Origin of the sequence: Paucilactobacillus suebicus DSM 5007 = KCTC 3549 (assembly GCF_001434475.1) — a bacterium.
Lineage (GTDB): Bacteria > Bacillota > Bacilli > Lactobacillales > Lactobacillaceae > Paucilactobacillus > Paucilactobacillus suebicus.
In genome coordinates this window covers 43882-57903 of sequence record NZ_AZGF01000009.1, presented here as the reverse complement: position 1 = coordinate 57903, position 14022 = coordinate 43882, and the positions used below count along the sequence as shown (strand labels likewise).

14 protein-coding genes are annotated in these 14022 nt (G+C 36.3%); 2 read left to right on the top strand and 12 right to left on the bottom strand.

From position 1 onward, the window contains the following. Window positions 1–13 precede the first annotated feature (13 nt). The 5 genes from dltB to FD16_RS05440 form a co-directional block, all read right to left on the bottom strand. Complete coding sequence (gene dltB / locus FD16_RS05460; protein WP_010621823.1) at window positions 14–1225, bottom strand: D-alanyl-lipoteichoic acid biosynthesis protein DltB; 1212 nt, start codon at window positions 1223–1225, stop codon at window positions 14–16. Further along, complete coding sequence (gene dltA / locus FD16_RS05455) at window positions 1218–2738, bottom strand: D-alanine--poly(phosphoribitol) ligase subunit DltA (protein ID WP_010621822.1); 1521 nt, start codon at window positions 2736–2738, stop codon at window positions 1218–1220. Before dltA ends, dltB begins: the two co-directional genes overlap by 8 nt. A gap of 24 nt (window positions 2739–2762) precedes the next feature. Continuing rightward, window positions 2763–2897 (bottom strand): teichoic acid D-Ala incorporation-associated protein DltX, encoded by a 135-nt coding sequence (locus FD16_RS05450; RefSeq protein ID WP_010621821.1) that lies wholly within the window; start codon window positions 2895–2897, stop codon window positions 2763–2765. 164 nt (window positions 2898–3061) lie between these two features. Further along, the gene (locus FD16_RS05445) at window positions 3062–4462 is read right to left on the bottom strand and encodes a HAMP domain-containing sensor histidine kinase (RefSeq protein ID WP_056938535.1); all 1401 of its coding nucleotides are present in this window, start codon (window positions 4460–4462) and stop codon (window positions 3062–3064) included. 1 nt (window position 4463) lies between these two features. Then, window positions 4464–5147, bottom strand: coding sequence for a response regulator transcription factor (locus FD16_RS05440; protein ID WP_010621818.1), 684 nt, complete (start codon window positions 5145–5147; stop codon window positions 4464–4466). Between the two features lie 246 nt (window positions 5148–5393). Here FD16_RS05440 and FD16_RS05435 point away from each other — a divergent pair, with 246 nt between their 5' ends. Both FD16_RS05435 and FD16_RS05430 read left to right on the top strand, forming a co-directional pair. Next, window positions 5394–6029, top strand: coding sequence for an FMN-dependent NADH-azoreductase (locus tag FD16_RS05435; RefSeq protein WP_010621817.1), 636 nt, complete (start codon window positions 5394–5396; stop codon window positions 6027–6029). A gap of 43 nt (window positions 6030–6072) precedes the next feature. Beyond that, on the top strand, window positions 6073–6555 hold the full coding sequence (locus FD16_RS05430) for a helix-turn-helix domain-containing protein (protein ID WP_010621816.1): 483 nt from the start codon (window positions 6073–6075) through the stop codon (window positions 6553–6555). A gap of 168 nt (window positions 6556–6723) precedes the next feature. Here FD16_RS05430 and FD16_RS05425 read toward each other — a convergent pair whose 3' ends face one another. The 7 genes from FD16_RS05425 to FD16_RS05395 form a co-directional block, all read right to left on the bottom strand. After that, window positions 6724–6957 carry a cytochrome b5 domain-containing protein gene (locus FD16_RS05425; protein WP_010621815.1) on the bottom strand — a complete coding sequence of 78 codons (234 nt, stop codon included), beginning with the start codon at window positions 6955–6957 and terminating at the stop codon, window positions 6724–6726. 71 nt (window positions 6958–7028) lie between these two features. Then, window positions 7029–8402, bottom strand: coding sequence for an FAD-dependent oxidoreductase (locus FD16_RS05420; protein ID WP_010621814.1), 1374 nt, complete (start codon window positions 8400–8402; stop codon window positions 7029–7031). Window positions 8403–9044: 642 nt separating this feature from the next. Continuing rightward, window positions 9045–10283 (bottom strand): MFS transporter, encoded by a 1239-nt coding sequence (locus FD16_RS05415; protein ID WP_010621813.1) that lies wholly within the window; start codon window positions 10281–10283, stop codon window positions 9045–9047. 198 nt (window positions 10284–10481) lie between these two features. Next, window positions 10482–11567, bottom strand: coding sequence for a hypothetical protein (locus FD16_RS05410; protein ID WP_010621812.1), 1086 nt, complete (start codon window positions 11565–11567; stop codon window positions 10482–10484). 163 nt (window positions 11568–11730) lie between these two features. Continuing rightward, window positions 11731–12207 (bottom strand): 6,7-dimethyl-8-ribityllumazine synthase, encoded by a 477-nt coding sequence (gene ribH, locus FD16_RS05405; protein WP_010621811.1) that lies wholly within the window; start codon window positions 12205–12207, stop codon window positions 11731–11733. Continuing rightward, window positions 12208–13425, bottom strand: coding sequence for a bifunctional 3,4-dihydroxy-2-butanone-4-phosphate synthase/GTP cyclohydrolase II (locus tag FD16_RS05400; RefSeq protein ID WP_010621810.1), 1218 nt, complete (start codon window positions 13423–13425; stop codon window positions 12208–12210). It lies immediately after the preceding gene. Beyond that, window positions 13422–14021, bottom strand: a complete 600-nt coding sequence (locus FD16_RS05395; protein ID WP_010621809.1) for a riboflavin synthase — start codon at window positions 14019–14021, stop codon at window positions 13422–13424. Before FD16_RS05395 ends, FD16_RS05400 begins: the two co-directional genes overlap by 4 nt. Window position 14022 lies beyond the last annotated feature (1 nt).

Genomic DNA, 14022 nt, shown 5'->3' with positions numbered 1-14022 from the left:
TTATTACCCCTTTTTATTTAAACCAAAGTGTATTTAAAAATCCTGAAAAAATTAGAAAACTAAAACAAATCACGTTAAAAGTCAGAAAAATTGCGAATCCTTCAGTGAATCGATTATGTGGGATCCCTTTATGCTTTTTCTTAAACCTCAACCAAATATCATTGATAATCATCGCTGCAGCATGGAATAACCCATAAACGATATAGAACCATGTCACACCATGCCAAAAGCCCATGACCAAAAAATTAACCAAGTATGCTAACTGTGATACTCTGATTCTATTTTTGATCCATCTGTGTTTCATGATAAAAAACGTGAACCTCATGAAGATAAAATCACGGAACCAGAATGACAAAGTCATGTGCCAACGATTCCAAAAATCTTTAATGTTGTGTGACGCAAATGGCTTATTAAAGTTCATTGGCGTCTCAATGCCCATTAGATAACTGATTGCTACCGCGAATAAACTATATCCAGCAAAATCAAAGAACAAATACATACTGTACGTGTACATATATCCTAAGAGCGGTAGTGATAAACCTGTGTGGAAAAAGGCACTGCGTTGAAGCATTGCTTGATGAGCCACAATTGGCAACAATAGCTTACCAAACAGGTAGCCAAGAACAAATTTGTAGAGAAATCCTTGGAAAATATAAAAAACGGCTTTGTCGACCATTTTTAAATATCTATCTTTGTCCGGAATCTGAACATAATCCTTATGAAACCGACGATACCGATCAATTGGTCCTGAGGAAATCGTGGGGAAAAATAAAATAAACCGGATAAATGCTAGAGGATGGAACTCTTTAATGGATCCATCACGCATTTCCATAATCATTTGCACGGACTTAAATGTTAAATAGCTAATTCCTAAAAAGCCAATTAATGACTGCTTGCCACCTTCAATTGCTGGTGTAACTTTTACGATGACTAAGGGAATAATTGCAATAATCACCGCCCAAACAAACGGTGCGGTATTATTTTGTTTCGCTCGATACCGGGCATAGACGCCAACCGTAATCACTTCAAAGATTACATAACCAATCAACGCGACTCCCTGTTGCCACTTTGATCCTCCAAACGTTAATACCAAAAAGACGAGTGAAAACAAAGTTTCGTAATTTACAAACCGACGGCCATTAAATAATCCAATAATAATTGGCAATAAGAATAGAATGATTAATGCAAAGTACTCCGGCGTGCCGTATGGTTGAATGTTAACCATTGGCATTGACCTCCTTGATTAGAGTATTGATATCTACTTTACCGTTGATGTTAAGTGGTAAGTTATCACGATAAACAAATTGTTGTGGAATCATATACGGCATCAGTTCATGTTGTAAGGCGTCCTTTAACTTACTGGTTAAATGTAGATCATCATCATCTGCACTGAGTTGCGGCTGTTTGACCACGTAAGCAATTAATGCTGATACTTTTCTATCGTGATTATATTTTGGAACAACAACCCCCTGATTAATTTGAGGGAGCTGATTCAGATAGTGAGCAATTTCCTCAAGTTCAATCCTAAATCCATGCATTTTAATTTGGAAATCCTTACGACCGGCGAAAAATAGTAATCCATCCTGTTCTTGCATGCCAACATCACCTGTTCGATATGCGCGCTGACCATTATTAACAAAAAAAGATTTTTCAGTTTTTTCCGGTGCATTAAGATAGCCTTTGGAAACTGTGGGTCCACAAAGAATTAATTCACCATTTTCACCAAATTTTTGTTCACCATCTACATCGATCCATGCCTGACTATCAGACTTGATATATCCAATTGGTAAACGGTCATATTTTTCCAGAATTTCATCAGTAATATCAATTGCTGTCACTGCAACGGTTGCCTCAGTCGGCCCATAAGTGTTGTAAATATGCGCATCAGGGAACCTCTTTTTCAATCTTTCAGCAGTGCTATGTGTTAGTTCTTCACCACATAGGAAAAAGTAATTAAGTTCTGGGTAATGTTCTTGATTGAAAGTCTTTGATAATAAGCAAATATCAACAAAAGAAGGAGTCGAAACCCAGAAATTAGTGGTTAGATTTTCCAAGGTATTAAATAACTGACGAAAATCCTCAGTCACCTCTCGTGGAATCGCTTGAAGCTCACCACCCAACGTTAAGGTTGGGTACAAATCCATTCCAGATAAATCAAATGAATATGCCGTTTGTGATAGACCAACTGCATGTTCTGGTAAACCAAAACTATTGTCCATCCAATCTAGAAAACTCTGCAGGTTATCGTGACTGATCTGGACGCCTTTAGGCTTACCGGTTGTCCCAGAAGTAAAAATAATATAAAAATTGTCATCGCCATCAACTGGATGAGTCATCACGTAATCAATTGGATGGTTAAAAATACTCTTTAATTTAGCAGAGGTAATTACTTTAACGTTTGGAACTTCAACTGGTAGATCATTGAGTGCAATAATTAACTCTGCGTGTGCAACATCTTGAATCATCGTAATCCGATCTTCAGAAGAGTGCTCATCAACAGGAATATAGGCGTGGCCAGATTTCACGCATGCAATAAAGGCAACAATTGTATTAAACGTCTGATCGCCATACACAATAATTGGTGTCGTCTTACTGAGACCTAAATTATCAATTTGAAACGCAAGTGAATCTGATCTCTTTTTTAAATCATCGTAAGTATTGGTATCACCAAGGTAGTCGTACACAAGGCGATTGCCCATTTTAACTGAGATATCATCAATTTGTTTTACAAGATTCATAACTGTTCCTCCATTAGCTAATAACTAAAATTCGTTGTAGATAAATCCACTGTTATTAACACCGCTATAACCGTAGAGATAAATGATAATTAATAAAGCTACAAAATAAAAAATCGTTTTAAGTACAAATTGTGATACTGGTTGGGATAGCCACGCCATCAATTTGTTCACTTCTAACACCCCATTACTAATCAAATTTTTGTCGTATGGTCACAAAAAAACACGTAGACAAAACATTCATAATTACAGCTACACACTATAATTAATGTTTAATCTACGTGCCATACACGTTTACTTAGAATTAAATTAAAGATTCTAAGATATTAATTTTTTCTAAACGTCACAATGAATTTCGTACCGCGAGGTTGATTATCAAATACACTGATTTTACCATTGTTCAGTTCAACCAGACGTTGAGTGATTGCTAATCCCAGACCCGTTCCTTCAATTTTTTGCGATCTTGAATCATCAGATCTGAAGAAACGATTGAAAATTAGTTTTTTGTCGTCATCAGAAATCCCCGAGCCTTGATCGTCAACTTCCAACATAATATTATCAATATCCTTGTAAAGTCTGATCGTCACCACGGAATCATGTGGTGAGTACTTTTTGGCATTACTTAACAACGATATTAAAATTTGACGAACACTATCCTGGTTGGCAGTCAGCATAATTCCAGATTCAGCTTTCAATTCCAGATTCTGACTAAGTTGATTTTGATACATTTCATAAATTTCTGTAACTGAATCCGTTAAATTAAATTCTTTAAACTCTAGTTCAGCATTATTCATCCTGGAAAGTGCCAAGAGATTCTCCACTAAGTGCTGCATTCTCAGTGACTCCTCATCAATAAACTTCAGTGATTCAGGAATGATTTCTGGGTGCTCTTCACCTCGGCGTCGTAATAAATTAATGTGACCACGAATGCCAGCTAATGGCGTCCGTAATTCATGAGATGCATCGGAGACAAACTGCCGGTCACGCAACACCGTTTCATTCAATATTTTCAATAAATGATTGAATTCCCGTGTTAAATCTTGCACCTCTTTTGGATTATCAGGCACGGGTAATTTTTCATGGTGTGATAATTCGTCGGTGTTGATAATGTTGCTGGTAGCCTTTGTTAATACAGATAATGGTTTATTCAGCTTATTTGCCAACCTTGAAATCGAACGAAGTCCAATTAAAAATGTTATCAAACAAACGGCAATGATGATTTCAATAATTGTTAAAAACAATCTCAAGACACGATTTAGACTTAACCAAATCTCATATTTTCGATTAATGGTTTGTTTTCTACTGTTAGTAAAGTGGTCATAATCAACAATATGATAATAAACACCCTGTCCGGCACGATACTGAATATCATGTAAAATTGGCCAACTATGGTAATTTTCCTCTAAAAATTGATCTGTATGTTTTGATAAATATTGATGTTCAATTTTATTTCCTTTTGAAACTGTAACTTGCACAAATGTGTTATGGGTATTAATGCCGCTTGTTTCACGCCAGTATTCCCAATCAATATTGTCATTAATAATTGACTTTTTCAGTGATTGCATCAATTGCTGACTGTTATTCTTGGTGTTAACCACCAAAGTTGACCCAACCACGGCAATAATTGAGACACTCATCAACATCGTGATCATTATTAATACAATGGCGTATGCTCTTGTAATTTGGAAAGCACTCGTCTTAACCCTTGGTTGCTTATTTTTTGTCAATTTACCTATCCCTCAATGAATAACCAATCCCACGAATTGTCTTAATAATTGACTGATCACTTGTATCAATTTTTCCCCTAACATACCTAACGTAGACATCAACAATGTTAGGATCACCCTCAAAATCAACGCCCCATATTAAGTTCAATAATTCATCTCTCGTCAATACCTGATTAACATGCTGCATTAAAACTAATAGTAAATTATATTCACGTTGTGTGAGTGAAATTAATTGATCTTCTTGTTTAACGGAACGAGCTTTCGTATCAAGTACTAACCCATTAACTCGGTAAATTCGTTCCTTATCAACAGGTTTAGTATCTAAATGCCGAATAATCACTCTAATCCGCGCCAATAATTCCTCAATTTCAAATGGTTTAGTAATATAATCATCCGCACCATTATCTAGACCAGCTACTTTATCGCCAACGTAATCCTTGGCGGTCATCATGATAATTGGAATGTCATCAGTTTCCCTAATTTTTTTCATGACGCGTAGCCCGTCTAATTTGGGTAACATCCAATCAAGTAATATTAAATCAATATTGCCAGCATTATCACGGTAAATATCCAGTGCTTCCAAACCGTCTCCGGCTACTAGTACCTCGTAATTTTCAAACTTCAGCTCAGTTTGTAGGTAAGAAACTAAACTATCCTCATCTTCAACTAATAAAATTGTCGACATTTTGACTACTCCCATCGATAACATTATGAAACATATCCCAGACCTGATTATCGGCATTTATAACTTTTAAATCAACAATAACGAAACCGTTTTTACCATTTTTTAGATAATTTTTACCATTTTTTAGATAAAATATAACTTACATTTTTAATAGATCATAGATAATAACATTTTTTGTTGACACTCAACAATTTTGAGATATAATGTTGACTATCAACAAAAAAGTAAATCAAGGAGATTTTAAAAATGGCAAAACTTTTAGTAATCATGGCACACCCACACACTAACGAAAAAGGACTCTCAGTACAGGTTGGTGAACAATTTATAAGCTCGTACCGCCAAAGTCACCCGAATGACGAAATTGTTATTCGAGATCTGTTTGAAGAACAGATTCCACCTTTAGACGACACCACTTTTGATGCATGGCTTAAAGTTAAGTACTCAAAACCCATGTCAGAAGCAGAAAAAAATCAACTCGCACAGCATACTGCCTGGGTCGATGAATTTGTTTCAGCCGACAAGTATGTATTTGTAAATCCTATGTATAACCATTTCTTACCCTATCAATTAAAAAATTACTTAGATGTCACGGCCGTCACACGAAAAACTTTTAAATACACTGACCATGGCCCTGAAGGATTACTAAATGGTAAAAAGGCACTTCATATCCAGGCTGCTGGTGGAATCTATCATGATAACAACGCAAGCGGTGAATTTCAGGCTGATTTTGGTGATTCATATATGGACCACATGTTTAGTTTATATGGCATTAAAAATATCAGCAAAATTTTTATTGAAGGTTGCGATCAGTTTCCACAGCAACGCGATAAAATTTTGAATAATGCAATTCAACAAGCAAAGTCAATGGCACAGGAGTTCTAATAAGGTATAATTAGTTCAATTATTTTAGAATGGATTGATAATCATGGATCAACATATTGAACAGTCAATTTCAGAACAAATTCATAGATTTATTTCTAATCACGAATCAGTCAATCGTGAACAAGCCTGGATTGCTGATCATCTTGATGATATTAAACTGAAAAAAATTATTAGTACGCTTTCCATTGTTAGCCTGCACACGTTATCTGCACTGAAAGAGCATAGTAAAACTGGTATTGAATTAGCAACGGAGCTAAACGTTACCCGGGGTGGTATTACACGTGCCGCCAAGTCTTTAACTGGCCATGAATTAGTTGATACATTCAAGAAATCAAACGACCAAAAGAAGCTATATTATCGTCTACTTGATAATGGTAAAAAAATTGCTGATGTTCATGATCAAATGCATCAAATGATTGACAGTGAGCTCCATACCAAAATTGATTCAAAATATAGCAACGATGAACTCAAACTGGTAAACCAATTTTTAACTGATATGAACGATTTTCAGGAAAATCTTTGGTAGTGTATGAACAAAAAGTAGATTCAAACTGAAATTAATTGCACTGAAATAGCTTTTGTTTCAATTGGGTTTTAAGTTTTATGTACACCAAAAAACAGACATTGATTACCAAATTATGGCTAATCAATGTCTGTTTTGATTATTCTTACGATATATACGTACTTTGCGTAACTATACTAATTTACCGACTACTGTTAATTTAGCTAATACGCTCTTACCATGTGGTGACTTCAAAATCACATCTGATAAGTCTTGTCCGGCCACATTACCGTGATGCTGACCGTTAGCCCATGCCGGTACATCCGTCATGTCATAGACGGTGCCGTCAATTGCAACGTATGCTTTGTTACCATTTTGACCATCGAACTTACTTAATTCTTCTTTAGTAAATGTCTGTTCTGCCATAGTAATCACCTCATAATTTTGTTGCACCCAGTATAGTACGCTTACTAAACATAAGTCAATTTAACGGCTAATTAAAATTGAGCATCACCAAGTGCATGCTGTGCTGTCAAGTTCAAGAGACTCCATTGACGGTCAAATCCTGGTTGGAAGAAGAAATCAGCTTCGGCCAAGTCTTCCAGTCTTAACCCATTCTGAACCGCCAATGCAATCACATTGCCCTGTGCAGAAATGTCATAAGTTGATAATACAGCGCCACCAAGAATTTTATGCGTCTGAGGATCAAATACTAATGAAGCATAAACATCAGGATTATTTTTATTAGTTGGAACATAACTTGGACGCAATGTATCTTGATAGAACGTCGTATCTACTTTAACGCCAGCACGCTTTGCAGTGGTGGTATTTAAACCACTAGCAGCAAAGTGATAGTCAAACACGCTTAGTGCTGAGGAACCAACAACTCCTTTAAATGGAACTGATGGCTGCTTTTCAAAGATATGTTCAGTGACATAACGCGCTTCACGACGGGCAACGGTTGCTAAAGCAATTGGCATTCTTCCTTGAGCAGGAACTGAATATGCTAACGTTGCATCACCTAACGCATACACATCCGGTAAATTAGTCCGCAAATATTCGTCATTTTTAATAAATCCATGATCATCAAGGTCAACAGTTCCTTGTAACCACTTCGTATTTGGCTTAACTCCGGCTGCTTGGATAACGAGATCACTGTCGTATTCCCCATCAGCAGTTTTAACAGAAGTTACTTTACCATTCGTACCTTCATACGATTTAATTTGAGCACTCATGACTAACTTAACACCATTATCTTCAAGATGCTTTGTTAAAATATTAGTCATGTCTTCATCCAAGTACAGGCCGAGTGGACGATCAATCATATCGATCAAAGTCACGTTCTTGCCTGCTTTGCGACTAGCTTCTGCAGCTTCAATTCCAATATAACCAGCACCGATCACAGTAATGTTCTTAACAGATGGATCTTCAAGCTTAGCCTTGATAGATGTAGCCCAATCGTACCCACGCATTAAAAATACATTGTCTAAATCAGCACCTGGAACGGGAATTGAATTTGGTGTAACACCAGAACTCAAAATCAATTTATCATATGAATAGTCAGAGGTATCACCAGATTTTGTGTCCTTAACCGTTACAGTCTTAGCGTCAGCATTGATCTTAGTAACCTCATGATTATTTAATACATGTACGCCTTGGTCAGTAAAAAGTTTTGGCTCAAAATTACGAACGTCTGAAACATTAGTGACGCTATTTTCAAGGAATAGTTCCATTCCACAAGACATGAATGAAACAAAATCACCAGCTTCGAACATTGTAATATCGAGATTATCATATCTGTGCAGTAACTCCAGAATTGATTGATGACCACCGTGTGAAGCGCCTACTACAATTACTTTTGTCTTTGCCATAAAAAATAACCCCCATTTAATTTTTTTGAATCCCTGCTAATGGTATCAAACGCAAACATTCAATTAATTCTATGTTAGAATCATTCTAAACTACGGTCAATAAGAATGATAGATTTCTAATTAAAATATGTCTTTAAGTTAATTAAGATTTTTATTTATCTTTATCAACTGATTAAAGTGTATCACATTAATTTCTAATTTTTCTATTGAACGTTAAAATCATCATTTAAATATATAATTTTGGAATATTAAACTAAATAAAAAACACCCCAATAGTCATTATTGGAGTGCTGCCATGTATTTGATTATCTGCACATTTGATAGTCAAAAAAATAGTATAAAAAGGTTTTTTGTATGTTGTGAGCATTGCGCTGTTTCAATGCTTGCGGATCACTATAACAGCTCATTATGCACAAAACAACCAACTTTAATAATCCTTAAAATAAAAAAACATTTCCTAATGAGTGCGATGGACTGGACCAATTAGAAAATGTCTTAGGAGTAGTACTCCAACAATCACAGCTAGTTGGCTGTATAGCTGCAATTGCGGACGTGTATACCATTCATAGGTATACCCACATTATATGAGTAACACAACACAAGTGCAACATTAAAAATTCACATATATGAAGAATAACCTATTCAATCTTTCATCTCTGAAGGCATCTTCAGAAAATATGAGAGCGGACTAGCTATAAAGTACGTCACAGCTAATGCAATTAATGCACCTGATGCTCCGAATGGAGATATAAAAATACTAACAATCAGTGGCCCAAGAAAATTACTTAATCCAGATCCAAGGTTAAGTGCAGAGATTGCTGCTCCTTTATTTTCAGGAACCAAGTTAGGAATTATTGCCGAAAGAGGAACAAAACCTCCTAACCCCATCGTATAAAGAACTAGAGAAATGAACAGTGCAGGTATGTTGTGGCCAAGCATCTGTGGTACCAACCACAAACCCAGCGTTCCTAGTCCACAAAATGTTCCACCAAAATACACAAGTGTTTTGCGCCAGCCAATTTTATCAGCAATGTATCCAAACACATAATTTAAAAATAGACCGACAACATTAACAATTGCCCACACAGACAGCCATTCTGCCGTTGTGTAACCATAATGAATCAAATATAAAGGCATCACAATCACATAACCAAACTTGCCAATGTCATTGATTGCCTTAATAATGACACCCAATCCAAGCCTTGGACGTCGGAAGATCAACGTAAAACTATTCAATAGACTGGATAATGGTGGCTCCTCGCTCTTCGGAATGTCTGCACTATCCCGATTAAGAATTAACGCACAAAATGTACCTAAAATAACTAGCAAGAATCCCAGATAAAATAAATTCGTTTGCCCCATCATTTTCATTAAGGCACCTGAAAAATAAGGCCCAAACACTGTCATTCCAAGCCCAAATGAAATCCAAAACCAGGACATTGCACGTGCTAAAACTTCTTGAGGCGCCTTAAAGTTCAACCAAACCATAAAGGAATACGCAAAAAGCGGGTATGAAGCACCTCTGATAGTATAGGTCAACATAATTAACCAGTAACTTTTTAGAGGAATTGCAATCAAAACTAGTGGTAAGCTCCCTATAAAATAAAGGATAAAACCAAACCACATCAGTTGTCGAATTCCAAAGATCTGTGTACATGCCCCTGTTAACCATGCAAAAACGGCAACTACAATACCATACACGGTAAAAATAAGACCAACGTGAGCATTACTAAATCCCAAATTAGACAGCATTGAAGAAAACCATCCCTGTTCAATGGTGGCTCCAGTCACAAATAAAAATAGACCTACAAAGCCCCAAACTAAGGTGTGTGGAATCCCAATTCTTGTCAACCAATCACTTTTATCATAATCACTATTCATTATTAAATCTCCCAAAGCATCCCAGATTAGTTGTTTACATAAACTAACTAGAATAATATCTCTTTTCTATTAAAAAAGATAGCTCTGCAAGTTAGTAATTGTTAAACAGTAATATTTGTATAATACAAAGCATGTTTTAAAAACTATTTCAAATAACCTTGTATAGTGAAATATGCTGATGCTATGGTATTTTATATTTCATCTTATTCTAACTTTTATCATTGTCCAAACTGTGTTGATAATGAAAGCACTAGCAAAACTAAGTAACCAAGTTAATAGATAAACCACAAAGATGCCGATAAATAGAGACTTATTAGCTAACTTTTGACCAAACAATTCCCAAATTAAGTATGACCAAAACACATTGGACAAGAATGCTTTATATGCAAACGCGGCAAAGCGATGTACAAAAACCGTAAATGAAGAATGCTTCGTAATTTGAAATATTCCCAAAATGGAAATCAAACCAATAATAGCTAAATCATAAATGATCATTGATGGCTGGTAATATGCTGCACTTGGTAAACTAACCGGTAGTCCTCTATAAACCATTTGAATGCCTGTCCAAACGAATGCCAAAATTGCCACAATTACTATAATCCATTTTATTTTTGGGATAACCCGATAAAAAGTTTCGTTATTTTGCCAAGATAGCACTCCAAAAACTCCGTAAATCAAAAAACTAATAAAAAATCTATCTAATAAGTACCATGACTTGGCATGAGGCCCATAAAGGACATTAAAATCGTAAAACCATATCCATGCACAAGATAGCAAGATTACGACCGAACTAACAGCAATTACACGTCTAACATTGCTCAGACAAAATCGGCCAATCACCCAGAAAATCGGCATGATCATAATAAATTGCAACATCATTGTGTTATACCACAGATGAGGCGCCGCATTTCCATTGATAAACTGCCATAGAAACGATTTCCAGTCAGTGTAATGCTCTACTTGTTGTACCGATGGTATCATCAACAAATAAATTGAAGTCCACCATATAGTCGGAATAAAAAGTGCATGCCATTGTTGTTTCAAATACTGACGATACGTGATGTTATTATCAATTGTTAGCCTAGTTGTAGTATACAAAATTCCGAAAATAAAGGCAGGAGCAGTGAATTTAATCAAGTCATATACAAATCCAATCGCCATTTGTGCGTGACTTGATACTCCCGCATTTAGTGCATATTGTAATATTGGTTGAAGCATCACTGCAGTACAGGCAGCTAGTTTCATATAATCGCCAATATCGATGTGATCTTGTGCCGACTTCATGTAAAACCTCTCATTGTTTATTTAATGTTAATTCTAATTCAATTTACATAAAATAAACAACGTAACTATCTTATTTGAGTCGACTAATTTATAAATACACTTAAAAAAGGCAAGAAACCAATTCATGATTTCCGCCTTCTTCAAACATTTCAACTTTATCTAATTAAATATTAGCTTCTTTTACCCATTCATCAAATCCGATCATTTGTAAAACTCCTTGAGCACATTCACTTCCCTTGTTGCCTCCCTTACCTCCTGAGCGGTTGATTGCTTGCTCTAAGTTATCAGTAGTAAGTACACCAAACATTACTGGAATGCTTCCATTCAATGACAATTGCGTTAGGCCTCGCGCAGTTTCTGAACAAACATAATCATAATGAGATGTTTCACCCCTAATAACAGAACCTAGTGCTAACAATCCGTCAAACTGACTTGTCTGCTCCAGTATTCTTGCCGCTCGTGGTAATTCCAGTGCACCTGGCACATGAACAACCGAAATACTAGCAATACTAACACCAAACTTTTTTAATTCATTAATTGCTCCGTTCAATAATTTACTGGTAACTAGTTCATTAAAGTCTGACACCACAATACCAATTTTTTTGTTATTTCCCATGATTGTCCCTGAATACTCGTTCATTTAATTTACCTCTTTCAAGATATGATTTAGTTTACGTTTTTTAGTTTTCAAATAGTTCAAGTCTTCTTCATGCGCCGACATCTCTATTGCTCTTCTGGAACTTACTTTTATCCCCATGTTCTCAAGCTGATTAATCTTGTCAGGGTTATTCGTCATTAGTTCAACCGTTTTAATTCCTTTTTTGTGCAAAATTGCAGCTACTAAACCATAATGACGTTCGTCTGGTTCAAAGCCTAAATGAATATTTGCTTCCACAGTGTCATATCCCTGTTCTTGAAGCTTGTAAGCTTTAAGCTTGTTAGCTAGGCCGATTCCTCGACCTTCTTGTCTCAGATAAATAACCGCGCCGCTACCATTCGCCTCAATTTCCCTTAAAGCTGTATCCAGTTGCTCACCGCAGTCACACCGCATCGATCCTAGAACATCCCCTGTTAAACATTCAGAATGAATTCTCAGCAAAAGATTCTGTGAACATTCAATCTCACCTTTTGAAATTAATAAAGTTGGCTCATTTGAATCATTGGTTTCAAATGCCTCTAAGTCAAAATTACCATATTTAGTTGGTAATTTTACCTTGGTTATCGATTTCGCCACATCCAGATCATGCACAAAACGATACATTTTTATTTCTTCGATTGAGATCATAGGCATTTGCATTCCCTCAGCAAAAGCTTTTAAATCTTTCCGTCTTGCCATCTGACCATCTTTTTTCAAGATTTCACAAATGTATCCTACTGGGCTAGCCCCAGCAATCTTTGCCAAATCAACTGCGGCTTCAGTATGACCATCGCGTTCAAGAACACCATGATTTTTAGCGATTAGTGGAAATATGTGACCAGGATGATAAAAATCATCCCATCCACTATTTATATCTGCTAGTCGTCTAATCGTTAGTGCCCGATCAAAAGCAGAAATACCTGTACTGGTTTTCTTTGCATCAGTGCTGACAGTAAATGCCGTGCCAAATGCATCGGTTGCATTGCTAATCATCGGTGTTAGTCCTAGACGTTTGGCATATTCTTCTGCCATCGGTACACACAGCAGTCCACGGGCTTTATTTACCATCATATTTACTTTCTCTCCAGTGACGTATTGAGCCAATCCAACCATGTCACCTTCAGCTTCACGCCTTTCTGAATCTGTCACAATTACTAACTCACCGCGCTGTAATGTCTCAATCGCACGTTCTATTTTTAAATTCAACTGTTCAACTGTCATTTAAGTTTCTCCTTTGCCTTATTAACGATGTACTTCCCTAAAACATCCGTCTCAATGTTCACAACGTCGTTGACCATTAAGTCACCAAGAACAGTTTGATCCATTGTGTGTGGAATTAGACTAACTGAAAAGGTGTTATTGATTGCATCAACGACGGTCAGGCTTACACCATCAACACTAACCGACCCTTTTTCAACTACATAATCTTTATACTTTTCAGGTAAACTAAAAGATATAACAAGCGCGTTTTCATCTTGATGACGGCTAATTACGGTACTGGTACAATCAACATGACCAAGGACAAAGTGTCCATCTAACCGATCCGAAGCCAGTAATGCAGGTTCCAAATCGACTTTTCTATTTACGACATATTTGCTGATATTTGTTCGATGCACCGTTTCTGGCATAACGTCAACAGTAAAGCCCTGATTGTCCAATTTAGTAATCGTCAAACATACACCATCCACAGAAATGCTGTCGCCAATTTGACTATTGATTTGACCAGTTAAGTCTGTCGAAATTTGCAATTTTGCGGTATCACTAATTCGTTTAATTTCCGTAACTGTTCCAATTCCTTTAATAATCCCTGTAAACATA